The organism is Pseudomonas sp. SAS7 (assembly GCF_052112345.1).
Lineage (GTDB): Bacteria > Pseudomonadota > Gammaproteobacteria > Pseudomonadales > Pseudomonadaceae > Aquipseudomonas > Aquipseudomonas putida_Q.
The window spans coordinates 312,248-335,607 of sequence record NZ_JBEGGO010000003.1 but is presented as its reverse complement, the minus strand read 5'-3'; the positions used below and the strand labels follow the sequence as shown (position 1 = coordinate 335,607).

Sequence of the window (23,360 nt, the reverse complement as noted above, 5' to 3'; positions counted from 1 at the left end):
TCCAGTGATGTGAGCCATGGGCTCGGTGTGGCGTCACTGTAGGCCGCTACCAGTGCTTGAAAAATGAGGCGCAAAGCATTTCAATCGATACATCATGTAATCAATAAGGCTGTTATGAGCCGCCATTTCGATGACCTGCAACTGGGCAGCCTGGAGCTGTTCTGCCTTGCCGCTGACAGCGGCAGCTTCACTGCCGCAGCCACCGAGGCCGGCGTCACCCCGGCGGCGGTCAGCCGCAGCGTGGCGCGTCTGGAGGAGCGCCTGGGGGTACGCCTGTTCGTCCGGACAACGCGGCAGATGCGCCTGTCGAGCGCAGGCCAGGCCTATTACCAGCAATGCCGACAGGCGCTTGGGCAACTGGTCGAGGCCGAGCGCCAGGTGACCGGCGGGCAGGTCGAGCCGAGCGGCCGCCTGCGCATCAGCGTGCCCACGCCTTATGCCCACCACCGGCTTTTGCCACTGCTGCCGACATTTCGCCAACGTTACCCGAAGGTGCAGGTGGACGTGCATGTCAGCAACCGCAACGTAGACTTTGCCGAGGAACCGTTCGACCTGGCCGTCCGTGGCCGCGAACCGGCCGATTCACGTTTGGTGGCACGCCGCCTGGAGGATGCTGAACTGGTGGTAGTGGCCACGCCAGGCTATCTGGCCAGGGCAGGTGTGCCTCGGGTACCGGAAGATTTGCTGCGGCACGAATGCATCCAGTTTGAAATGCCCAGCAGTGGCCGCCGCCCGCCGTGGAGCTTTCGCCAGAATGGCCGCCAGGTGGAACTCGAAACCCAGGGCGCGTTCACCTGCCAGGGCGATTTTCTCGCCACTGCCACGCTGGTGCGCCATGGCGGTGGGCTGATGCAGGCCTACCGGTTTACCGTGCAAGATGCATTGGCCAAGGGTGAACTGGTGGAGGTGCTCACCGAGTTTGGCGGGACTTCGCGGCCGTTCCTGCTGATCTACCCACAGGCGCGGCACATGCCGCAACGGGTGCGGGTTTTCATCGATTTCCTGTTTGCCGAGACCGGGCGGCCGCTCCCATGAGGGGGCGGGGCAGGCAAGGGCCTACTATGCTTTTGGCTGCGTCGAGCCAACGCGCCTCGACAAACCCTATGGTTTCCAGGAGAACGCTCCATGAAATCCACGAAATGCATACCCTTGTTGGTGATTGCGTCCGTCCTCAGCTTTGCCGTGCACGCAGACCCTGCGAGCAACTGTGAGGCCAAGATCAAGGAACTTGAAGATTTCCACAAGGCCAGTGGCCAGGCGATGCATGGCGGCATGGCCCATGACTTCAAAGTCCACCTGCAAAATGCCAAGGATGCTCAGATCAAGGGTGATTTTACCCAGTGCCAGGCCTCGGCGGACCAAGCCAAGACCATCTATAACAAGGCGCGTAGCAAGTAAGCCTTGGTCGGCCCCTTCGCGGCGTTACCCGCGAAGGGGCCGGTGCAGGACAGCCCTGCTGTCAGAACCAGCGATCGTTCTTCTTCCGCCCACGGGTCAACGCCGGCAAGATCAGCCCGGCCAGCAAGCCCGCACCGGCAATGCTGCCGCCATACACCATGTAGCGCATCATCACCTGCTTGTTCTCGTCACCCAGGCGCGCCTGGGTGTCGCGCAGCTCCGACTGGCTCTGGTCGAACTGTTCATTCAGCGCCTTGTTGCGCGCCTCCAGTTCGTCGATCAGCTTTTTCCGTGAGTCGAGGGTTTCCTGCATGCCCTGCACGCGGCTCTTCCAGCTGTCGTCGATGGTCTTCAACTGCCCGGTCAGCTCCGAGACCTGGGCGTCGAGTTGCGGCAGGCGCTCGTTCTGGCCCGGCACCGCTTGCAAGTCGTTGCTGAGTATCCACACCACATCGCCATTCTGCCCACGCACCTGGCTGTAATTGCCCTGGGTGCCGAGCAGGGTCAGCTGTTGCCCCGACTTCAGGGTACCGACGATGCGGTGGCCGTCGGTGGGGCCGCTGCGCACATAGGTACTCAGGCTGTCGCTGACCCAGCGTGCATCGCTGGCGGGCTCTTCGGCGTGCACCGGCGCGGCAAGGGCCACCAAGGCGGCAATCAGGCCGCCGCGCAGGGCAGGGAGGACGGAAGCGGTTGGGCGGGATTCGGGCATGTTGGGTCTTCGCTGAAACAGGACAAAAGTAGGCCCGGTGACTGGGCCGATGAACCGGTCGCTGAGTTGACCGTCAGCCAAAGACCGTTTTTTTGTCAGCAGGTTCACTACCTCATATCGGAAATGTCTGCAGGATATTGCAGAACTCGCCCCTGAGCGCTTCACCGCCGATCATCCTGTGAATTCAACCGGGCGGCCGTTTTTCATGCACAACGGTGGGGCTAGACTCAAAGGTCCATACCCTTCATGGAGCAAGGCCATGACTGCCAAAAACACCATCTGCCTCTGGTACGACAACGATGCCGAAGAAGCCGCCAACTTCTACGCCAGCCTCTTCCCGGACAGCAAGGTGGTCGCACTGCACCAGGCGCCAGCTGACTACCCATCGGGCAAGGAGGGCGATGTGATTACCGTCGAATTCACTGTCATGGGCATACCCTGTGTGGGGCTAAATGGCGGCTCGACGTTCAAGCACTGTGAGGCGTTTTCGTTCCAGGTCAGTACCGAAGACCAGGCCGAAACCGACCGCTTGTGGGATGCGATCATCGCGAATGGCGGCGAGGCCAGCGTATGCGGCTGGTGCAAGGACAAATGGGGGATTTCCTGGCAGATCACCCCCCGTATCCTGATCGAGGCCATCGGCCACAGCGACCGCGCGGCGGCCAAGCGGGCGTTCGAGGCCATGATGCAGATGGGCAAGATCGATGTGGCCAAGATAGCGGCGGCATTGAAGGGATAACCCCTCAGGTGTGTCATACGGTGTGGCTATCGATTTGCCCTGGAAAATATCGCTTATCGAGGGCCCGCCGTTCCTAAACTCAGGTGGAGGGCCCCGAACCAAACGCTGTAACAGCCCGCTCCTGCAAGGGACCGCACAGACCTGGCGGGTCAGGTTTCGGACACTTCGCCCGCTGCTGCCGCCACCTTCACCGCAGCCTTCTTCTCCTGCACCACGATGTAGAACTCCTCGCCATGCTTCACCGCCCCATACAACACGGCCTTCTCGATCAGCTCGTTGCCGCGCAGGTGACGCAGCATCATCGGGTCTTTGCGCAGGTCGCGGTACAGCGCCAGGCACAGCAGCACCATCACCACCACAAAGGGCAGGGCCACGACGATGGTCAGGTTCTGCAAGCCGGTCAGCGCCTCGCCCGGGTCACGCGGGTCGCCGATCGCCAGCATGATCGCCGCCACCGTCCCGGTCAGCGCGCCCCAGAAAATCACCGTGCGCCGCGATGGCGCGGTGGTGCCGTGCTCCGACAGCGTGCCCATCACCAGTGACGCCGCATCGGCACCGGAAACGAAGAAGATGCCCACCAGGATCATCACCAGCACCGAGGAAGCCGACGCCAGCGGGTAGCTGTCCAGCAACTGGTACAGCGCGTGATTGCTGTTGACCGCACCGTTGGCCAACTGGAAGGCGCCCTCGCGCAGGGCATCGATGGATGCACCGCCGAAAATGGTGAACCACACCAGGCTGACCAGGCTCGGCACCAGCAGCACACCGGTGACAAACTGGCGGATGGTGCGGCCGCGGCTGATGCGGGCGATGAACATGCCCACGAACGGTGTCCAGGAAATCCACCAGGCCCAGTAGAACACGGTCCAGCCGGCCAGCCAGCTGTTCATCTGATCGCCGCCACTGGCGTTGGTGCGGGCCATCATTTCCGGCAGCATCTTGATGTAGATACCGATCGAGGTCGGCAGCAGGTTGAGCATGAGCAGGGTAGGGCCGACCATGAACACGAACGCCGCCAGCATCAGTGCCAGCACCATGTTGGTGTTAGACAGCCACTGGATGCCCTTGCCGATGCCTGACACCGCCGAGGTGACGAAGGCAATGGTCAGCAGGGTGATGATGGCGATGTAGAACAGCTTGCCGGGGCTTTCGACCCAGCCATTGTATTCCAGCCCGCCGGCAATCTGCAGTGCACCCAGGCCAAGCGAGGCCGCCGAGCCGAACAGCGTGGCAAAGATTGCCATCATGTCGATCAGGCGGCCGAGCGGGCCGTTGGCGTGCTTGCCGATAAGCGGCCGGAATGCGGCGGATATCAGCTGCGAGCGGCCTCGGCGGTAGGTGCCGTAGGCAATCACCAGGCCGACGATGGCGTACATGGCCCAGGGGTGCAGGGTCCAGTGGAACAGGGTGGTGGCCATAGCCACCTGCATCGCTTCGCTCGTCTGCGCGGTGGCCGAGCCGGGTGGCGGCGTCACATAGTGCGACAGCGGCTCGGCAACGCCGAAGAACATCAGGCCGATGCCCATGCCGGCGCTGAACATCATTGCCACCCAGGACACCGTGCGGAATTCTGGCTGTTCGCCATCACGGCCCAGTGGCACCCGGCCATAACGGCTGGCGGCCAGCCACAGCACGAACACCACGAAAAGCGTGGAGGTGAGCACGAAGAACCAGCCAAAGTTGAGAATGACCCAGGATTGCGCGCTGGAGGCGCTGCTGGCGAGGCTGGCCTGGTTGAGGAAGCCCCAGAGGACGAACGCGATGGCCAGGAGGCTGGTGAAACCAAATACGATCCAGTCAAGCTTACCCTCGAAGTGCCGGTCCTGGCGGGCTTCTGCGGTTTTCGAGGGGTCCGTCACGCCAAGGTCGAGTGTTTCGGTGATGTGTTCCTTTGCCATGAATTAGAGGCCCTTGCAGGATTACCTGCACGCGCAGGCTTGTTGTTGTGTGGGCTACCGAGTTCGATGACGGCCTCGGCGGGGAGAATGCCGGGCGATTATCCTGTGCCCGAAACCGCTGAGCCTGTCCCGTAAACGCCCTGGGGCGTCCATTGCGCGACTTGCCAAATACTTTTAGTTCTGGGGGCGATGGCCCTTTCTGCCTCGCGTTCTGGTACCCTGTGGGCATTACCCTGGCCTGCACATCCGGGCACCGTAGAAGCGTTGCTGCTTGTGGGCCAGGCCGCACCAGGAAACGGAGATTCGTCAATGGCCACTGACCGTGTGAGCCTGATTCATTTCGATAAATTGAGCATGAGCCCTGCCGCCGCCGATCGGTTCCAGAAAGCCCTCGATGCGCTGGCAGCGCTCAAGCTGCAGGACCGTTACGTGTACCTCATCGCTCCTTATCTGGGTGATATCGCTGACGCCTCTGACGCTGAGCAACTGGACACCGCCCTGGGCCAGTGCATTCGTGTGGTCGATGAACTGCTGGCCGCCAGGTCGGTCACCAAAGCCAAGTCTGAAGAAGTACGCCAGGTGTTCCAGAGCGCTGCCGAACGTGCACGGGCAGAAATGCCCGGCTGAGTGGTGGCATGGCCAAAGATATCGACAACCCCTGCGTCTCGTTATGCCAGCTCAACAGCGAGCTGTGCGTGAGCTGTGGCCGTACCCGTGACGAAATTCGCAAATGGCGGGGCATGAAACGCCCGGAAAAGATGGCCACCGTGCAGCGCGCGGCAACGCGCATGAAAGCTATCGCCAAGAAGGCAGCCAAGCGGCAGAATGCTGGCTGATCCTGCGTGCCCTGCACGCGGCCTAGCCTGATTTGCCTGACGAGCCTGAAATGGATTCTCACTCGCTGTTTGCGTTTACCCTGGTCGCCGCCATCGCGATCGCCAGCCCTGGCCCCGCCACGCTGATGGCCATCAACAACAGCCTGGCCCACGGCCAACGCAGCGCGGTCTGGTCGTCGCTGGGCAATGGCTCTGGCCTGTTCTGCCTGTCGGCTGCGGCCATGCTTGGGCTGGGCGCGTTGCTGGCCAGTTCCGAAGTACTGTTCAACGCCGTGAAGATCCTGGGGGCAGGCTATCTGTTCTACCTCGGTGCGCGGCAGTTGCTGAAAAAGAGCCCGATGCTGGAGCAGGGCGCTGCTGAGGGTGCTGTCAAGGTACGGCCCACACCGCTGAAGTTGTACAAATCGGCTTTCCTCACAGCGGTGACCAACCCCAAGGCAACCATGTTCTTCACTGCGCTGTTCCCGCAGTTCATCGACCAGGGGGCGGCACTGTTGCCGCAGTTCCTGACCCTGACCGGCATTTTCGTGGGCTTGTCGCTTGCTTCGCTGAGCTTGTATGCCGCACTGGCGGCACGGGCCAAGGGTGTGTTGACCCGGCCGTCGATGTCACGCTGGGTGAGCCGCGTGGTGGGCACCACCTTTATCGGCTTTGGCGCGGCGATTCTGGCAATGCGTCGGCAGGGCGCCTAGGCCCTGGGGCCACAACGCGGCCCCGTTCTCAAGCCTTGGTACGCATCTGCAGCAAACACCCCGAATCTGGTGCACTACCCAGCACCTCCAGCTTCAATGCCTGCCGCGCACTGGTAATGAAAAGTGTGGTGCCATCTTCCCCGCCAAAACACAGGTCGGTCGGGCAGGGCACCGGCAGGCCGATCATGCGCTCCAGGTTGCCGTCGGCATCGAAGCGGGCCACGCTCCAGCCGTCCAGCTGGGTAGTCCACACGCCGCCTGTGGCATCCAGCGCCAAGCCGCCCAGCCGGCCACCACCACGCGGCAGCGAGGCCAGCCTGCGTACGCTGCTGCTGCCAGGCTGCAGCAACAGGATGTCGCCAGACTCCGGTGCCAAGGCATACACCGCGCTGCCCTTGGCGTCCCAGCGAAAGGCACTGACCTGCTCTGGTAACATCCAGCCATGGCGTAGTTCGCCTTCGGCGCTCAGCTCGCCGATCAGGCAGCCACTGGCCGTTTTCCCACACGCCCACAGCGCGCCCGAAGGGTGTGTGGCCAAGGCCAGCAGGCGACTGCCGAGCAAATCCTGCCGGGGGTGTTCGTGGCCGTCCCAGCCGATCAGCGACCAACCGCCAGCCTGGGCCACCAGCAAACCGTCGGGGTGCAGTTCCATACCGCGTACGGGCAGGTCCAGGCGGGTCAACAGCCGGCTGCTGTGGCCATCCCAGCAATGGATGGCCGGTGCTAGGGTGTCTGCCCAGTACAACAGCCGCTGACCGGCATGCCAGCGCGGGAACGCCCCGTGGAATGCCCAGGGCCCAGGTAGCACGCTGATTTCGCCCCCAGCTTGTGGTGCGTTGTCCGGGCGTAGCTGTTCACCCACCCGGCGTGCGGCCTCGGCCAGCTCCGGGCCGAGCAAGGTCAGGCGCTCCAGAGTCAGGCGGTACGCCGGCCCGGCGACGCTCAGGGCGCCACGTACCTGGCCTTGCTTGTCGATGATCGGCGCGGCGACGCAGCGAATGCCCAGGCGGATTTCTTCATCGTCCAGCGCGTAGCCGCGGGCCTGGGTGATCTGCAATTCGGCCAGCAGCCTGCGGCGGTCGGTGATGGTCAGTGGCGTCAGCGGGGCCAGCACCAGGCCTTTGAGGATTTCGTCGCGTGCCGAGGGCGCCAATGCCGAGAGAATTGCCTTGCCTTGCCCCGTGCAGTACACCGGCTTGCCTTGGCCCAGGCTGGCTGCCGAGCGTTGTGTGTGGGCGCCTTCACAGCGCTCCAGTGACAACACCTGGTTACCGTCGAGCACTGCCAGGTATGAGGTTTCGCCGGTCAGGTCGCGCAAGGCGCGCAGTTCTTCGCTGGCTGCCGCCACCAGGTCGGGCTCCAGGTAGGCATTGCGCACCATTTCCAGATAGTTGAAGCCCAGCCGATAGACCTTGCGGGTCGGGTCGCGGCGGATCATGCCTCGCTCCACCAGCGTGGCGATGATGCGGTACAGCGTGGTGCGTGGTAGCCGCACCTGTTCGGCCAGTCCGGTCTGGCTGACGCCGCTCGCGCTTGCACCAATGGCCTGGAGCACGTCCAGGGCTTTTTCAAGTGCTGCGGTGCCTTCACCCGTTTTCATTGTTTTCCCACCCCTTGGAACATGGCCGCGTACGCGTACAGAATGCCCCTTTCTCGTGGGAAATTCCGCCATAGAATCGCCCTCAGCAGGGCTTGCAATGAACATGAGTCCCACATCGTGGGAATTCACGCTTGCAGCCCATCGGATGAACCCGCGAGGAGAACCTACAACAATGTCCGTCATCCACAACTACGCCGATGCCCACGAGAGCGTCTCCGGCAAGCAGGTCGAAGTCAGCGACGAAGTGCTGGCCAAGCTCGCCACCTGCAGCAGCGGCTCGCTGACCACCCAGTTGTTCAAGCGCGGTTTCCGCCAACCGGCGCTGGTCGGCCTGCGTGCCATGACCCATGACGTCAAACCGTTCGCCGGCCGTGCCTTCACCATGCGTTTCATCCCGGCCCGGGAAGACATCGACACCTATTCGACCATGACCACCAAGCCCAACGACGACAACCTGCAATGGGTGGGCGTGGAGCAGATCAAACCCGGCGATGTATTGGTCATCGACAGCCGCAATGACCCGGCAGCCGCCTCGGCTGGCAACATCCTGGTAACCCGCCTGCTGGCCCGTGGTGCCAAGGCCATCGTTACGGATGGCGCCCTGCGCGACGGCAGTGAGATCGCCAGCATGAGCCTACCGGCCTATGCCCGCGAAATCACTGCCACCACACGTATTTCCTACCACCACGTGGCCGACTTGCAGGTGCCGATTGGTTGCGCCGGTGTGGCTGTGTACCCGGGTGACATCATCGTCGGCGACGCAGATGGCCTCACCGTGGTACCGGCGAACCTGGCTGAAGAACTGGCCGAGGTGTGCAGCGTGCAGGACGACATCGAAAACTACCTGGCCATGCGCATCGCCTCCGGGGAAGCGCTGTGGGGCGTGTACCCGCCGAGCCCGGCGTCGGTGTCCGACTATCACGCCTGGGTCGCGGCCGGGCGCCCGACGATACCTTCGATCATCGACAAACAGGAGGGCTGAGGCATGGCCGAGCACAAGCATGCGCAACTGATTCGTCGCTATTTCGAAGCGTGCAACGAAGGCGACTACGACAAGCTGGTGTCCTGCTTCACCCCGGACGCGGTGCATTACTTCCCGTCCGGGCTGCCGGAAATTCCGTGGCGCACGGCCGACACCATCGCCCGCAAGTGGGTGTGGTGCGTGGAGAACCTGGGGTCGCAGTGGACCATCGAGAAGATTCTGGTCAGCCACGACAGCAACGAAGCGGTGATCGAGTGGACCCACTGGAAAAGCAAGCTGGGCACCGCGCTGCGCGGGGATGAGTGGTACGTGTTCGATGAGCAGAGCGGGTTGATCAAGGAGATCCGTGCCTACTACGCGTCACCTGCTGATAAAGACGTGGCGATCAACGAACTGGTCGATTTCGACTATGTCGGCCGCGGGTATCACCTCGAGCCGAAGGCGCGTTAACGCCACTGGCCTCTTCGCGGGTAAACCCGCTCCTACAAGGCCCGCGCTGTAACTGTGGGAGCGGGTTCACCCGCGAATGGCCGCACCGCAATGTTGAAGGAGATACCCATGACCACCTCGCAAAACCCAGACTTCATAGCTATCGACGCAGTCGTCGCCCAAGCGTCCGCCGCCGCCGACTTTTGGGCCGACTCCAGTGCCACCCAGCGCGCAACTCTGCTGCGCGGCCTGGCCGATGCCCTGGAACAGCAGCAAGCCGAACTGGTCGCAATCGCCGACCGCGAAAGCGGCCTCGGTGAAACTCGCCTGAACGGTGAAGTGGCGCGCACCGCCTTCCAGCTACGCGGCTTCGCCAGCGAAGTGGAAGCCGGAGTGCCGTATCGCCAGATCGATGACCAGGCCATTGCCGGCGCTCCGCCCGCCGGCCGCCCCCGCCTGACCCGGGTGCAGCGCGCACTGGGCCCGGTGGCGATGTTCTCGGCCAGCAACTTCCCCTTCGCCTTCTCGGTGCTGGGCGGTGATACTGCCTCGGCCTTGGCTGCCGGTTGCCCGGTGGTGGTCAAGCCGCATTCGGGTCACCCCGAGCTGTCCCGCGCCGTATTCGCCCTGGCCGCTGGCGTGGTCCGCGCCCAGGGCCTGCCGGAAGGCCTGCTGACCCTGGCCGAAGCGCCTGACCGCGCCACCGGCACCTACCTGGTGCAGCACCCGATGATTGCAGCGGTGGCTTTCACCGGATCCTACCAGGGCGGTAAAGCCCTGTGGCAGGCGGCCAATGCGCGCGCTCGCCCTGTGCCGTTCTTTGGCGAGCTGGGTTCGATCAACCCGCTGGTGGCCTTGCCTGCCGCGCTGGAAAAAGACAGCGAAAACCTGGCCAGGACCCTGGCGGCGTCGATCACCCTCGGTTGCGGGCAGTTTTGCACCAGCCCAGGCGTGATCGTGCTGCTCGATTCGCCGCACAGCCAGCGCTTCGTCGCCCAACTGGGCGAAGCCATTGCGCCGATCGCCACGCACCGTATGCTCACCCCGGGCATCCAGCAGGGGTTCGAAGCCGCTGCCGCCACGGTGGCCGCCAACGCCACGCCGGTGTTCACCGCGCATGCCGATGCCGCCGGTCCGGCACCGCGCCTGTTCGCCACCGGCGCCGCTGCGTTCATCGCCAATGCGCACCTGCGTGAAGAGATGTTCGGCCCGGCCGCGCTCATTGTCACTGCGCAGTCAGTAGCCCAGATCGCCGAAGTACTCGACGCCGTGGGAGGCACGCTGACTACCACGCTGTGGGGCCTGGACGCCGAAAGCGAAGACAACCGCCAACTGCTGCGTGCTGCCCAGCGTGTGTCCGGACGCGTGCTGTTCACGGGTGTGCCGACTGGTGTTGCCGTGTGCCACGCCCAGCAGCACGGTGGCCCGTGGCCGTCGTCCACCGCCCCGCAGACCACCTCGGTTGGCTATGCCGCCATCGAGCGATTCCTGCGCCCGGTGGCCCTGCAGGACGCGCCGGCCTGGGTGCTGGGCTGAGGAGGGCAGGGCGATGATGCGACATATCGTGCTGTTCCGCCGCCTGCCTGGCGTCGACGCGCAGCCTGAACGGGAAGCGGCACTGGTGGCGCAGATGCGCGACCTTGCGCAGCAAATTGACTTCATCCGCGACTGGAGGGTCGCCGCTAACGAGCTGGACCGGCCGATATGCTGGGACTACATCCTCGAGTCCGCCTTTGACGATGCCGATGCGGTACAGCGCTACCTGCCACACCCGGCGCACCAGGCCTTGGTCGCCGACCTCAAGCAGTACTTCGAGTGGGTGGCGGTGGATTACAGCGTCTAGCCCCCTGATCAGCGCCTGGCCCGCTGGCTGGGGCCAGGCGCTATAACAAAAAAGATCCGGCATCACAGGTGCCGGGCGGAGTCGTACATGAACAAGAAAAAGAATTACCGCTGGACGATCCTGACCATGTTGTTTCTGGCCATGATCATCAACTATGTGGATCGCGCTGCCTTGTCGATCGCCATGCCCTTCATTACCCAGGAATACCACCTCACGCCCGCCGAAAAGGGCATGATCTTCAGCAGCTTCTTCTTCGGTTATGCCTTGTTCTGCTTCGTCGGTGGTTACCTGGCGGACCGCTTCGGCCCCAAGCGCGTGCTGACCTGGTCGATGGGATTCTGGTCGGTGCTGTGCGGTTCTACCGCACTGGCGTTCAACTTCTGGTCGTTGTTGATCGTGCGTGCACTGTTTGGCGTGGGCGAAGGGCCGGTGTCCACTACCGCCAACAAGACCGTAAACAGTTGGTTCCCGATCAAGGAGCGTGCGCGCGCCATCGGCATCAACCAGGCCGGTGGCCCGCTGGGTGGCGCCCTGGCCGGCCCGATCGTAGGCTTTCTCGCCCTCTGGCTGGGCTGGCGCGTGGCCTTCGTGGTGATCGCCGTGATCGGCGTGCTGTGGGCCATCGCCTGGTGGCGCATGGCAGCGTCAACGCCCAAGGAGCACCCGCTGGTGTCGGCCGAAGAGCTGGCGCTGATCAACGAGGGCCGCGAGGTACCGGTCACTGCGGTGGCGGACGCGCCACGCACCCCAGTGCTGCAGATCGTCCTGCAGCGTTCGGTGCTGGTCACCGGTGTGTCGCTGTTCTGCTACAACTACATCCTCTATTTCTTCATGACCTGGTTCCCCAGCTACCTGATTGACGCCAAGGGCATCGACCTGAAGGCCATGAGCATCGTCACCGCGCTGCCCTGGCTGGTGGGTACCGTGGGCTTCATCTGTGGTGGCCTGCTGATCGACTGGGTGTTCAAGCGCACCGGCAAGCAGTTGTTCTCGCGCAAGGTGGTGCTGGTGACCTGCCTGCTGATCGCCGCCGTGTGCATCGGGTTGACCGGCCAGGTGCAGAGCGTGACCAGCACCGTGACAGTGATGACCGTGGCCATCGGCTTCCTGATGCTGACCGCACCGGCCTACTGGTCGCTGATCCAGGATGCCGTACCGGATCACCAGGTGGGCACCGCAGGTGGCTTCATGCATGGGCTGGCCAACCTCAGCGGCATCGTCGCGCCCACCGTAACCGGCTTCATCATCCAGTCCACCGGCACTTACGCCAGCGGCTTCGGCCTGGCGGCGGCCCTGGGTATCCTGGGGGCGCTAATCGTTGCCTTGTTCGTCGGCCAGAAACCGGCCAAGCAGGCCGCCGTGGTCGCCACCGCCTAAGCTGCGCGCATGCCTGGTGGCGGAATGCTGCCAGGCCTTTGCACTACCTTTGTTTTTCGGGAATTCGCCATGCCTACGCTACTTGTCACCGGCGCCGCCGGTATTGTTGGGACCGCTCTGCGCCCTTACTTGCGCGAACGCTTCAACCTGCGCCTGCTGGACCGTCGCCCCGTCACCGACCTGGCTGCCGGGGAAACCGTGCTGGTCGGCGATTTGACCGACCCGGCCTTTGTCCGCCAGGCAGCCGAAGGAGTCGATGCGGTGCTGCACCTGGCCTGTGCCCACGGCACTGATATCCAGTTCCAGAGCACCGTGGAGCCCAACTACCACGCCACCCTGTACCTGCTGGAAGCTGCCCAGCGCGCCGGTGCCAAGCGTTTTGTGTTCGCCAGCAGCCACCATGTGCTTGGCCAGTACCACAGCGAGGCGGCGACCCACTTCGATGACAGCCCGGTAGCACCGGACAGCTACTACGCCCTGAGCAAAGTGTTTGGCGAGGCGGCTTGCGCGACCTTCTCGCAGCGCAGCGAGCTGGCCACCTTCATCGTGCGTATTGGCAATGCCGATGCCAAGGTGGCCGATGCCCGCCGCCTGCGCTTGTGGACCAGCGCCCGCGACCTGGCCCAGCTGGTGCTGATCGGCCTGGAGCACCCGCAGGTGCGTCACGAGATCGTCTACGGTGTGTCGGAATGCCCAGACGCCTTCTTCCACAACCGCCGCGCGCGCGAATTGGGTTACCGGCCGCAGGACAATGCGGCCGATAACCTGGCAGATAATTTCCTGGCCTATGAGGCCATGGCACCGGTCGGGTCCGGCCGTGATCACGTAGGTGGCGCTTACGCCGGGGTTCCTTTGGCCAGTGTGCTGGAGCAAGCATGAAGATCGTCCGTATCGATACGCAGATCGTCGAAATTCCCTTTCACGATGGCGGCAAAGGGCAAGGCATCACCCCGACCACCTGGCACACCCTGGAAAACGTGCTCATTCGGCTGGAGGACGAACACGGCAATGTCGGGTGGGGTGAAGCTTTCGGCTATTTTGTCGCTGATGCCACCAAGGCCCTGATCGACCGCCTGATCGCACCTTTGCTGGTGGGGCGGCAGGTGGATGATATCGCCGGGTTCAACCGCGAGCTGCAGCTGCGCCTGCACCTGTTTGGGCGCTATGGGGTGACGATGTTCGCCATCTCCGGGGTCGATATTGCCCTGTGGGACCTGGCGGCGCGCCGCGGAGGCGTGCCGTTGCACAAACTGCTGGGCCAGGCCCGGCGCGAGCAGGTGGCAGCCTATGCCAGTCTGGTGCGCTACGCCGACGATGAGGTTGCCCCGGTAATCTGTGAAAAGGCTCTGGCGATGGGCTTTCGCGATATCAAACTGCATGAGGTCACGGTGCCGGAAGTTGCCGCCTGCCGCCGGGCTATTGGCTTCGATGTGCCGTTGGCCACCGATGTGAACTGCAGCTGGAGCGTGGCCGATACGCGCGAATGGTTGCCGGCGTTGGCAGAGCTGCAGCTGGCCTGGCTGGAAGAGCCGATCTTCCCGCCCGAGGACTTCGCCACCCTGGCCAGCCTGCGCGGGCATGGCGTGCCGTTATCGGCGGGCGAGAACTGGTGCACCGCAGTGCAGTTCGAGCAAGCCCTGCTGGCCGGCGCGGTGGATTCGATCCAGCCCAGCGTGACCAAGGTCGGCGGTATTTCCGAATGCCTGCGCATTGCTGCACTGGCCGAGCGGCATGACGCGGTAGTGCTGCCGCATTGTCCGTATTTCGGCCCCGGGCTGGTCGCCACCTTGCACCTGGCTGCGGTACAGCCACGGGTCCCGCAAGTGGAATACCTGTTCGTCGAACCGGCCGGCTGGCTGTACCCGGTGGAGCAGCTGCGTCAGGGCAATCAGCTGCAAATCCCGCAGGGGCCGGGCCTGGGCCTGGACATTGACCTTGCAGTGGCCGAGCGCTTCCGCCGCTAAGCCCTACACCATCACTCGTTGAGCTTCCCTCTGCCGCGCCCCGGCGCGGCGGCAGGGCAATGCCGTGCCCGAAAAAAGGGCACAGGAGGTTCCATGCAACCTTTGCTGCTGAGCAATGCCACCTGGTCACTTGGCCTGCTTCCCGCCTGGGGCGGGCGTATCGCCCACCTGCGTGCCGACGGGCTCGACCTGCTGCTGCCGATTGCTGCCGAGTCGTTCGACCCGCTGGACTGGCCCCGGGCCGGTGCTTATCCGCTGATGCCGTACTCCAACCGTATCCGCAATGCCCACCTGCATTTCGAGGGCTGCGATTACGCTCTGCCAGTGCACCCCGCCGCGCAGCCGCACACCTTGCACGGCGTGGCTCATGCCGTGCCGTGGCAGGTCGTGGAGCAGGGGGATCAATGGCTGACCCTCGCCTGCGACTACCAGGGCGAACACTGGCCCTGGGCATTCCGGGCTGAGCAACGCTTCGTGCTTGACGGCAAGCGCCTGCGTATCGAGCTGGCGCTGGTCAACCGGGGGGAGACACCGATGCCCGCGGGGCTGGGGCTGCACCCTTACTTCCAGCGTCACCCCGGCATGAAAGTCCGCTACCAGGCAGGCCGCGAATGGCAAATCGACGACCAGTACCTAGCCACCGGCGATTTCCGGGAGGTGACCCAAGCGCTGTTGATCGATGCCGACGCCGCCCATGGCCTGGCGCACTACCAGTCGTGCTGGGATGGTCAGCTGCAGCTCGACTACACAAGCGCCACCCTGTGCCTGCAGGCTAGCGAGCCGCTGAGCCATTTTGTTGCCTTCGCCCCAGCTGGCAGCCCCTACCTGTGCCTGGAGCCGGTTTCGCACCTGGCCGATGCCTTCAATCAGCCGCGGGACAGTTGGGAGCAGACCGGTACCCATGAGCTGGCCCCCGGTCAACGCCTGCAGGCATCCCTCGATCTCACCTGGCAACGACGCTGACTTACTGCCCGACCGCTGTACCCGACACAAACCATGAAGAGAACAACAAAAATGAAACACTCCTCGACTGGAGCGGGCTTCGCTCGCGCTGCAAAACCGTTGTCGCTGCTGCTGGGCCTGGGGCCGCTATGTGCCCAGGCGGCCTTTCTGGACGACAGCAAGGCTAACCTGACCTTTCGCAACTTCTACTACAACCACGATCTGCGCGACTCGACCAAGCCGGCCCAGTCCAAGCTGGAGGAGTGGGCCCAGGGCTTCATTCTCAAGGGTGAATCCGGCTACACCGACACCACGGTCGGGGTGGGCGTGGATGTGTACGCGGGGCTTGGGTTGAAGCTTGATTCATCGCCTTCCCGCAGCGGCACTGCCTTGCTGCCCGGTGCCTATGACCGCGCGGGCGGGCCGCGCAATGCCGATCCGCGCTCGGTCGATGAGTACTCCGAAGCCACAGCAGCGCTCAAGCTCAAGTACTCGAAGAGCGAGCTGAAAGTGGGCGGGCTGTTCCCCAAAATTCCGTTGGTCAGCTCAGGTGATGCCCGTTTGCTGCCGCAGTTCTTTGAAGGCGCGATGCTAGATATCCGCGAGCTGGACAACATCGACATCGGCCTGGGCCAGATGCGCAAGGTCAACCAGCGCGAGTTCGCCGGTGCCCGTGATATCCAGGTGGGCAACTACTACAGCGTGTTCAGCGACCGCTTCGACTACCTGGGTGGCACCTGGCGCGCCACTCCGCAGACCTCGCTGGGGTTGTGGAGCGGCCGTTTGCAGGACGTCTACCAGCAGACGCTATACACCGCTACTCAAGGCTTCAAGGCAGGAGACTGGAACCTGTCTGGCACCCTCAACTACCTTGACACTGGCGAGTCTGGCAGCGAGAAGGCCGGCACCCTGGACAGCCGCATGACCTCGGCCATGCTCAGTGCCAATCTGCGGGCGCAGACATTGCGCCTCGGTTATCAGTACAACGCTGGCGACAGTGCCCTGCCGTTCATCCATGACACCGACCTGCCGGGGGTTGCCAATGCCGTGCAGGTGCTGCGGTTCGACCGTGCGCAGGAGCGCTCCTGGCAGCTGCGTTACGATGTGGATTTTGCAGCGTTGGGCGTGCCGGGGCTGACCGCGTTCGCCCGTTATGTGCGTGGGGACAATTTCAAGGTGGCGGGGGAGGATGGCAGTGAGTGGGAGCGTAATCTTGATGTCACGTACGTGATCCAGAGCGGGCCGCTGAAGAACCTGGCGTTACGCTGGCGCAACGTTGAACTGCGCGGGGATGCGACCGGGCGGCGCGACGAGAACCGCGTGATCATTGCCTATACCTTGCCGCTGTTTTGAGTCTTTGGCCTGGGGCTGCGTTGCAGCCCTGTGGGAGCGGTCGTTCACCGCCCAGGTCCGCGGAGAATCATCATCCCCCTACAAAAAACCCAGGAAGACACCAATGCTCCAGCCCTTGGACCCTGCCATGCAGGCCTATATCGACAACAGTAAACGCTTCACCCCGGCCGACAGCAGCCTGGCCGCCCGGCGCTCAGCATTCCTCCAAGCCTGCCGCCATTGCACCCCGCCACCGCCTGAAGGCTGGCGGATCGAGGACATCGACTTGCAGGGCCTGCGCCTTCGCTGCTATCAACCTGCTGGCCCGGCACCCGAAGGTGGCTGGGCAACGCTGCTGTACATCCACGGCGGCGGCTGGGACCTGGGCAATCTCGACACCCACGACTGGTTTGCCTACACCTTGGCGCAACGGGTTCGGTTGGCCATCGTCGCAGTCGAATACCGCCTCGCCCCCGAACATGCCTACCCCGCACCCCTGGAGGATTGCCTGAAGGCGTGGGCGGCACTGCGCACCGGAAAAGTCGACGCCAACCTTAGTCAAACCACGCTTATGGTCGCTGGCGACAGCGCTGGCGGCACCTTGGCAGCGGGGCTGTGCAGGGCACTGCTCAATGCTGGCCAGGCGCAGCCCTTGGGCCAGTTGCTGGCCTACCCGGTGCTCACGGCCAGCCAGCACCTGCCGTCGATGCAGGAGCATGCGCAAGCACCCATGTTGACGGTGGCGGGGCTGATGCAGTCGCTGCAAGGATTTTTGCCCAACCAGGCCGAGCGTACCGACCCCTGTGCCATGCCACTGGAGGCTGATGACTTTGCCGGGTTAGCGCCGGCGCTGGTGGTGGTCGCACGGGTCGATCCACTGTGTGACCACGGCATCGGCTATTGCCAGGCGCTTTCGGCACATGGGGTGCCTGCCGAGCTGTGGGTGGGCGAGGGGATGGTGCATTCCAGCCTGCGTGCGTTCGGCGTGGCCGAGGTCGAGCAGGCCTGGGTGCGCATGGCCGCGCAACTGCAGCGCTGGGCGCAAGGCTGATACATTCAGGTACTTTCGCGCACCACCAGGCGGAATCCGACATCCTCCACGCATTGGCCACGCCCTAGGCTGCCATCCATGCGCTGCAACAGCAACTCAGCAGTACGCAGGCCGATGCGCTCGCCGTCAATGCTCACCGTGCTCAGGCGCGGGTGGGTGTGGGCGGCGAACTCCAGGTCGCCGAAGCCCATCACGGCGATATTCGTCGGGATTTGCAACCCCTGGGCCTGGGCTTCGGCCATGGCGCCCTGCGCCAACAGGTCAATGCTGCAGATCACCGCGTCCATTTTCACATTGGCGGCCAGCAGGCGGGCCATGGCCTGGCGACCGTGGCCCATGTTCACCGGAGCCGACTGCAACTCGCAGGCAACAATCTCTACACCCGCTTGTTGCAAGCAGGCCACACACGCCTGGCGGCGTCGGTTGGCACGGTCGTCGTCGCTCCACACCAGGCCGACCCGACGATGGCCGCGCTCGATGATGTGCTCTGCCATGGCACGGCCAACGGCCTCATGGGAAAACCCCACCACCGTGTCGATCGGCTGCTCGGTCAGTTCCCAGGTCTCAACCACGGGGATGCCCCGGATCAGCAGTTTTTCCCGCGCGGCATCGCTTTGCAGGCGGCGGGTGAGGACGATGCCATCTGGGCGGCGGGCGAGGATCGTGTCGATCAGTTCGTATTCATGGCTTTCGTTGAGATCCGACTGGCTCAGCAGCAGTTGGTAACGCGCCGCTGCCAGGCGCTTGCCCAGTTCGGTGATGGTGTCGACGAACGCGCGATTGGCCAGGTTAGGCACCACCACGATGACCAGCCGGCTGCGCTGCGAGACCAGCGCACCCGCGAGCATGTTGGGCACGTAGCCGGTCTTGCGGATGGCGTTGCGCACTTTTTTCTGGGTTTTTTCCGACACCAGTTCCGGCCGGTTGATCACCCGGGAAACAGTGATCGGCGACACCTTGGCCATTTTCGCCACGTCATCAAGAGTGGCAGGGGTGGCTACAAGGGGCTTGGGATCAGCGACGGTAGCGGGCGTTTCCAGCATCGAGGGCCTCTGCGCAGGAGCTTTGAGCGGGTTGCCAATTCTACCGCAATGGTCGCGCTTTTTTGCATTTCCTGCGTATTCCCAAAGCATGGGAATTCACCTTCATTTGCGATTTGCAAAGCCCGCTAGCTCAGGCCTAGGATAAATGACAGCGCTGTCATTTGATAGCGCTGTCATTGATCGGAGGCAGCCCGGCAAAGGGCTGCCAGCTGACAGAATTCAAGCAGGCGCCGGTGCAAGGCCCTGTACGACGCCAATAAAAACAATGAGGCAACCGCGATGCACAACCACGACACATACGCCGCTGGGCCTGCTCCTGGCGCCGTGGCCGCGTCCAGCACGGCCACCCGTTATCGCTATCTGATCCTGGCTTTGATCACCATGGTCCTCGCGCTTAGCAGCGGGGATCGCGCTGCGCTGTCGGTGGCCGGTTCAGATATGAGCAAGGAGCTTGGCATCAGCTCGGTGGAAATGGGCTACCTGTTTTCCATCTTCAGTTGGGCCTACGTGATCTGCCTGATCCCGTCGGGTTGGCTGGCTGACCGTTTCGGTTCCAAGAAAACCATGGCGCTGGCCATTTGCGTCTGGTCGGTATTCACGGTGTGCATGGGCCTGGTGCATTTCATCGGCATGATCGTGCCGCTGTTGCTGGCCCTGCGTTTTCTCTTGGGCATGGCCGAGGCCCCCGTAGGACCGGCGTCTACACGAGTAATCGCGTCCTGGTTCCCGTCGACGGAGCGGGGTATGGCCGGGGCGATCTTCAACAGCGCGCAGTACATCTCGCTGGCGTTCTTCACGCCCTTCATGGGTTGGCTTTGCTACGCCTTCGGCTGGGAGTACGTGTTCATCGTCATGGGCACCGTCGGTTTCGGCGTTGCCGCGATCTGGTGGAAAAATTATTACCTGCCAGTCAGCCACCCAAAAATGAACGGCGAAGAGCTGGATTACCTGCGCAAAGGCGAAGCACTGGTCGACCTCGAAGCCCAGGCCGCGCTGCCCAAGGAAAAGCGCCGCAGTTCGCTGGCCGAAGTGGGCCTGCTGTTCAAGAGCCGCATGCTGTTGGGCATGTTCATCAGCCAGTACTGCGTCAGCGCGGTCACCTGGTTCTATGTCACCTGGTTCCCCATCTATCTGGTCAAGGAGCGTGGATTCGACATCCTTCAGGCCGGCCTGGTGGCTTCGATCCCGGCCATGTGCGGGCTGATCGGTGCGGTGTCGTCGGGCTTCTTCTCCGACTACCTGTTGCGCCGCACCAAGTCCCTGAGCATCGCCCGTAAGACCCCGATCATCACAGGCGTGCTGCTGAGCTCGACCATGATGCTGTGCAACTACGTCGACGCCCAGTGGTTAGTGATTGCGGTGATGAGCCTAGCGTTCTTCGGCAAGGGCTTCGGCAACCTCGGCTTCAGCGTGGTAGCCGACACCGCCCCGCGGGAAATGATCGGCATGACCGGCGGGGTGTTCAACGCCCTGGGTAACACTGCCGGCATCGTAACCCCCGTGGTCATTGGCTACTTGCTGCACTCAAGCGGCTCGTTCAGCAGCGCACTGATTTACGTCGGCGCACACGGCCTGCTTGCTGCGTTTTCATACCTGGTCATCGTCGGTCGCATACAGCGCCTGCATCTGTCCGACCTGACCGGCAAATCTTCCACTGCCCAGCGATAACAAGGACTACAACATGATCGAAAGTAACGTCTACATCGACCCGAAAATCGCCGCCCTGCAACCCGGGCCAGCGACCACCGACAGCATTGCCTGGATCAAGCTGTCCTACACCGTGCTGCCACTGGGGGCGCCGATCAGCGATGCCAAGGTGCTGACCGGACGGCAGAAGCCGCTGACCGAGATTGCCTTCATCTTCGCCGAGATCCGCACCCGCGAGGGCCATGAAGGCATCGGTTTCGGCTACTCCAAGCGCGCCGGTGGCCCTGGTATGTACTCTCATGCCCAGGAAATCGCCCCGACGCTGCTCGGGGAGGATCCCAACGATATCGCCAAACTCTACAACAAGCTGCTCTGGGCCGGCGCGTCGATGGGCCGCAGCGGTCTCACCACCCAGGCCATCGCGCCGTTCGACATCGCCCTGTGGGACTTGAAAGCCAAACGTGCTGGCCTGCCATTGGCCAAACTGCTCGGTGCTCACCGCGATTCGGTGCAGTGCTACAACACCTCCGGCGGCTACCTGTCGACGCCGCTCGAGAAGGTCCTGGATAACGTCCAGACCTCCCGCGGCAACGGCATCGGCGGCATCAAGATCAAGGTTGGCCAGCCAGACACCAGCATCGATTTCAAACGTGTACAGGCGGTACGCGAGCGGCTGGGCGAAGGCTTCCCGCTGATGGTCGACGCCAACCAACAATGGGACCGGGTGACCGCCCAGCGCTTCTGCCGCAAGCTTGAGCAGTTCGACCTGACCTGGATCGAAGAGCCGCTGGACAGCGCCGATGTGGAAGGCCACGCCGCCCTGGCCGCGTCGCTGGACACCGCGATTGCCACCGGCGAGATGCTCACCAGCTTCAACGAGCACGCCCAGCTGATCAACGCCAACGCCTGCGATTTCGTCCAGCCCGATGCGCCGCGGGTCGGCGGTATTACGCCGTTCCTGCAAATCATGAACCTGGCCAGTTTCAAGGGCCTGAAGCTGGCGCCGCACTTCGCCATGGAGATCCACCTGCACCTGGCCGCGGCCTATCCGGAAGAGCCATGGCTGGAGCACTTCGAATGGCTTGAGCCGATGTTCAATGAGCGCCTGGAGCTCCGTGAAGGGCGCATGTGGGTACCCAATCGTCCAGGGCTGGGTTTCTCGCTCAGTGAACAGGCCCTGGCCTGGACCCAGAACAGCGTCGAATTCGGCAAACGCCCCTGAGCAAGCCTCGGCGGTGGCGCTTCTGTCGCCATCGCCGTGTATGACATACCCATAGGAAAACACCATGAGTCACCGTGAAGTGAGCCCCGTCATTCGCCTCGATGCCGCTGACAACGTGGTTGTCGCGCGCGTCGAAATCCCCGCCGACACCGCCATCCCCGGTGAAGGCGTGACTACTCTGCAGCCGGTGCCGCTGGGGCACAAGGTCGCTGCCCGGCTGATCGCCAAGGGCGAGCCGGTACTCAAGTACAACACAGTGATCGGCTATGCCAGCGAAGACCTGCCGCCAGGCACCTGGATGCACAGCCACAACATCGCCTTTGGTGAAACCGACCGCGACTATCGCTACGGCCTGGACTATGTGCCTACCGAGATGCTCCCGCTAGAGCAGCGTGCCATGTTCCAGGGCATCGTCCGCGACGACGGTCGAGTGGCCACCCGTAACTACCTGGGTGTCTTCGTGGTCGGCAACTGCGGTGCGACCGTGGCGCGCAAGATCGCCAACCACTTCGACGAGCGCCGCCTGGCCGGCTTCCCGCACATCGACGGGGTGGTGCCCTACGTGCACGAAATCGGCTGCGGCATGGAAATGACCGGCGAGCCGATGGACCTGCTGCGCCGCACTATCGGTGGCTACATCAAGCACCCTAACACCGTGGGTGCGGTAGTTATCGCCCTAGGCTGCGAGCGCAACAACATCCACGGCTTCTTCGAGCAGGAAGGGCTGGTGGAAGGCGACATGCTGAAGAAGCTGGTGATCCAGGACGTCGGCGGGGTGAAGAGCGCCACCGACCAGGGTATTGCGCTGATCGAAGGCATGCTGCCCCAGGCCGATCGGGCTCGGCGCCAACCGGTGTCCGCCGAGCACTTGATGATCGGCATGCAGTGCGGCGGTTCTGATGGTTTCTCCGGCCTCTCGGCCAACCCGGCGCTGGGCGCGGCGGTGGATATTCTGGTGCGCCATGGTGGCACCGCGATCCTTTCGGAAACTTCGGAAATCTTCGGCGTCGAGCACACGCTGACCGCCCGCGCCGCCACCCCGGCGGTGGGACGCAAGCTGATCGAGCGCATCGAATGGTGGCTGGAGTACAACCGCGGCCGCGATACCCAGATCAATGGCCGCGTCAGCCCCGGCAACAACGCCGGCGGCCTGGTCAACGTGCTGGAAAAATCCCTGGGTGGCGCGAAGAAGGGCGGTAATGCGCCGCTGATGGATGTGTACGAGTACGCCCACCCGGTGAGAACCCACGGCCTGGTGTTCATGGACACCCCCGGCTACGACCCGGTCTCGGCCACCGGCCAGATCGCCGGCGGCGCCAACCTGATCGCCTTCACCACGGGCCGTGGCTCCTGCTTCGGCTCAGTGCCGGCGCCGACCTTCAAGCTGGCCAGCAACTCGCCCATGTACCAGCGCATGAGCGACGACATGGACATCAACTGCGGGCAGATCATCGACGGCGACAAGACCATTGCCGAAATGGGCCAGGAGATCTTCGAGCGTTTGCTGGCGCATGCTTCGGGAGAGGCGACCAAGAGCGAGCTAAATGGCCTGGGTGAGGATGAGTTCTGCCCATGGCAGATAGGCGTGCTTGCCTGATCGGTTTACCTGTACTGGCCTGTTCGCGGGCTTTTCAGCGAACAGGCCCTCCCAAA

At 63.5% G+C, this 23,360-nt stretch carries 23 protein-coding genes; 19 read left to right on the top strand and 4 right to left on the bottom strand.

Translation table 11 applies throughout. The annotated features are described in order from the left end of the window. Nucleotides 1-114: 114 nt before the first annotated feature. Nucleotides 115-1,035 (top strand): LysR family transcriptional regulator, encoded by a 921-nt coding sequence (locus tag ABI582_RS07310; RefSeq protein ID WP_442118815.1) that lies wholly within the window; start codon nucleotides 115-117, stop codon nucleotides 1,033-1,035. A 90-nt stretch (nucleotides 1,036-1,125) separates the two neighbouring features. Then, complete coding sequence (locus tag ABI582_RS07305; protein WP_442118814.1) at nucleotides 1,126-1,398, top strand: hypothetical protein; 273 nt, start codon at nucleotides 1,126-1,128, stop codon at nucleotides 1,396-1,398. Between the two features lie 61 nt (nucleotides 1,399-1,459). Here the strand turns inward: ABI582_RS07305 and ABI582_RS07300 are convergent, their stop codons facing one another. Beyond that, nucleotides 1,460-2,110: a TIGR04211 family SH3 domain-containing protein gene (locus tag ABI582_RS07300; protein ID WP_338744261.1), complete on the bottom strand. Its 651-nt coding sequence runs from the start codon at nucleotides 2,108-2,110 to the stop codon at nucleotides 1,460-1,462. A gap of 259 nt (nucleotides 2,111-2,369) precedes the next feature. On the opposite strand from ABI582_RS07300, the gene ABI582_RS07295 reads away from it, so the two are divergent. Beyond that, nucleotides 2,370-2,849, top strand: a complete 480-nt coding sequence (locus ABI582_RS07295; protein WP_338744260.1) for a VOC family protein — start codon at nucleotides 2,370-2,372, stop codon at nucleotides 2,847-2,849. Nucleotides 2,850-2,998: 149 nt separating this feature from the next. Here ABI582_RS07295 and ABI582_RS07290 read toward each other — a convergent pair whose 3' ends face one another. Then, nucleotides 2,999-4,747, bottom strand: coding sequence for a BCCT family transporter (locus tag ABI582_RS07290; RefSeq protein ID WP_442118813.1), 1,749 nt, complete (start codon nucleotides 4,745-4,747; stop codon nucleotides 2,999-3,001). 309 nt (nucleotides 4,748-5,056) lie between these two features. On the opposite strand from ABI582_RS07290, the gene ABI582_RS07285 reads away from it, so the two are divergent. From ABI582_RS07285 to ABI582_RS07275, 3 genes are read left to right on the top strand one after another with little or no spacing between them, the layout of a single operon-like run. Further along, nucleotides 5,057-5,374, top strand: coding sequence for a hypothetical protein (locus tag ABI582_RS07285; protein ID WP_028613116.1), 318 nt, complete (start codon nucleotides 5,057-5,059; stop codon nucleotides 5,372-5,374). 8 nt (nucleotides 5,375-5,382) lie between these two features. Beyond that, nucleotides 5,383-5,583 carry a DUF1289 domain-containing protein gene (locus ABI582_RS07280; protein ID WP_010954468.1) on the top strand — a complete coding sequence of 67 codons (201 nt, stop codon included), beginning with the start codon at nucleotides 5,383-5,385 and terminating at the stop codon, nucleotides 5,581-5,583. Between the two features lie 50 nt (nucleotides 5,584-5,633). Beyond that, nucleotides 5,634-6,275 carry a LysE family translocator gene (locus tag ABI582_RS07275; protein WP_258652161.1) on the top strand — a complete coding sequence of 214 codons (642 nt, stop codon included), beginning with the start codon at nucleotides 5,634-5,636 and terminating at the stop codon, nucleotides 6,273-6,275. A gap of 28 nt (nucleotides 6,276-6,303) precedes the next feature. Here the strand turns inward: ABI582_RS07275 and ABI582_RS07270 are convergent, their stop codons facing one another. Next, on the bottom strand, nucleotides 6,304-7,875 hold the full coding sequence (locus ABI582_RS07270; RefSeq protein WP_442118812.1) for an IclR family transcriptional regulator domain-containing protein: 1,572 nt from the start codon (nucleotides 7,873-7,875) through the stop codon (nucleotides 6,304-6,306). Between the two features lie 172 nt (nucleotides 7,876-8,047). Between ABI582_RS07270 and ABI582_RS07265 the strand changes: the two genes are divergently transcribed. The 10 genes from ABI582_RS07265 to ABI582_RS07220 all read left to right on the top strand — a co-directional run bounded on the left by ABI582_RS07265 (nucleotide 8,048) and on the right by ABI582_RS07220 (nucleotide 17,795). Further along, nucleotides 8,048-8,857, top strand: coding sequence for a ribonuclease activity regulator RraA (locus ABI582_RS07265; protein ID WP_442118811.1), 810 nt, complete (start codon nucleotides 8,048-8,050; stop codon nucleotides 8,855-8,857). A 3-nt stretch (nucleotides 8,858-8,860) separates the two neighbouring features. After that, the gene (locus ABI582_RS07260) at nucleotides 8,861-9,307 is read left to right on the top strand and encodes a nuclear transport factor 2 family protein (protein ID WP_368975722.1); all 447 of its coding nucleotides are present in this window, start codon (nucleotides 8,861-8,863) and stop codon (nucleotides 9,305-9,307) included. Nucleotides 9,308-9,415: 108 nt separating this feature from the next. Continuing rightward, nucleotides 9,416-10,822, top strand: a complete 1,407-nt coding sequence (locus ABI582_RS07255; protein ID WP_442118810.1) for an aldehyde dehydrogenase (NADP(+)) — start codon at nucleotides 9,416-9,418, stop codon at nucleotides 10,820-10,822. 13 nt (nucleotides 10,823-10,835) lie between these two features. Then, entirely contained in the window at nucleotides 10,836-11,129 is a 294-nt protein-coding gene (locus ABI582_RS07250) for a Dabb family protein (protein ID WP_442118809.1), read from the top strand. 87 nt (nucleotides 11,130-11,216) lie between these two features. Next, on the top strand, nucleotides 11,217-12,506 hold the full coding sequence (locus tag ABI582_RS07245; protein ID WP_442118808.1) for an MFS transporter: 1,290 nt from the start codon (nucleotides 11,217-11,219) through the stop codon (nucleotides 12,504-12,506). Between the two features lie 69 nt (nucleotides 12,507-12,575). After that, nucleotides 12,576-13,385, top strand: coding sequence for an NAD-dependent epimerase/dehydratase family protein (locus ABI582_RS07240; protein ID WP_442118807.1), 810 nt, complete (start codon nucleotides 12,576-12,578; stop codon nucleotides 13,383-13,385). Next, nucleotides 13,382-14,470, top strand: coding sequence for a mandelate racemase/muconate lactonizing enzyme family protein (locus ABI582_RS07235; protein ID WP_442118806.1), 1,089 nt, complete (start codon nucleotides 13,382-13,384; stop codon nucleotides 14,468-14,470). The genes ABI582_RS07240 and ABI582_RS07235 overlap by 4 nt, the downstream gene beginning before the upstream one ends. A gap of 93 nt (nucleotides 14,471-14,563) precedes the next feature. After that, complete coding sequence (locus ABI582_RS07230) at nucleotides 14,564-15,433, top strand: aldose 1-epimerase (protein WP_442118805.1); 870 nt, start codon at nucleotides 14,564-14,566, stop codon at nucleotides 15,431-15,433. A gap of 51 nt (nucleotides 15,434-15,484) precedes the next feature. Further along, nucleotides 15,485-16,765 (top strand): OprD family porin, encoded by a 1,281-nt coding sequence (locus ABI582_RS07225; RefSeq protein WP_442118804.1) that lies wholly within the window; start codon nucleotides 15,485-15,487, stop codon nucleotides 16,763-16,765. Between the two features lie 103 nt (nucleotides 16,766-16,868). After that, the gene (locus ABI582_RS07220) at nucleotides 16,869-17,795 is read left to right on the top strand and encodes an alpha/beta hydrolase (RefSeq protein WP_442118803.1); all 927 of its coding nucleotides are present in this window, start codon (nucleotides 16,869-16,871) and stop codon (nucleotides 17,793-17,795) included. Nucleotides 17,796-17,800: 5 nt separating this feature from the next. On the opposite strand, the gene ABI582_RS07215 is transcribed toward ABI582_RS07220, so the two are convergent. Beyond that, nucleotides 17,801-18,838, bottom strand: coding sequence for a LacI family DNA-binding transcriptional regulator (locus ABI582_RS07215; RefSeq protein ID WP_442118802.1), 1,038 nt, complete (start codon nucleotides 18,836-18,838; stop codon nucleotides 17,801-17,803). Between the two features lie 279 nt (nucleotides 18,839-19,117). Here ABI582_RS07215 and ABI582_RS07210 point away from each other — a divergent pair, with 279 nt between their 5' ends. The 3 genes from ABI582_RS07210 to ABI582_RS07200 all read left to right on the top strand — a co-directional run bounded on the left by ABI582_RS07210 (nucleotide 19,118) and on the right by ABI582_RS07200 (nucleotide 23,304). Continuing rightward, a complete protein-coding gene (locus ABI582_RS07210; RefSeq protein WP_442118801.1) occupies nucleotides 19,118-20,506 on the top strand; it encodes an MFS transporter in 1,389 nt (462 codons plus the stop codon). 13 nt (nucleotides 20,507-20,519) lie between these two features. After that, nucleotides 20,520-21,707, top strand: coding sequence for an L-talarate/galactarate dehydratase (locus ABI582_RS07205; RefSeq protein ID WP_442118800.1), 1,188 nt, complete (start codon nucleotides 20,520-20,522; stop codon nucleotides 21,705-21,707). Between the two features lie 64 nt (nucleotides 21,708-21,771). Beyond that, nucleotides 21,772-23,304 (top strand): UxaA family hydrolase, encoded by a 1,533-nt coding sequence (locus ABI582_RS07200; RefSeq protein ID WP_442118799.1) that lies wholly within the window; start codon nucleotides 21,772-21,774, stop codon nucleotides 23,302-23,304. Nucleotides 23,305-23,360: the final 56 nt, after the last annotated feature.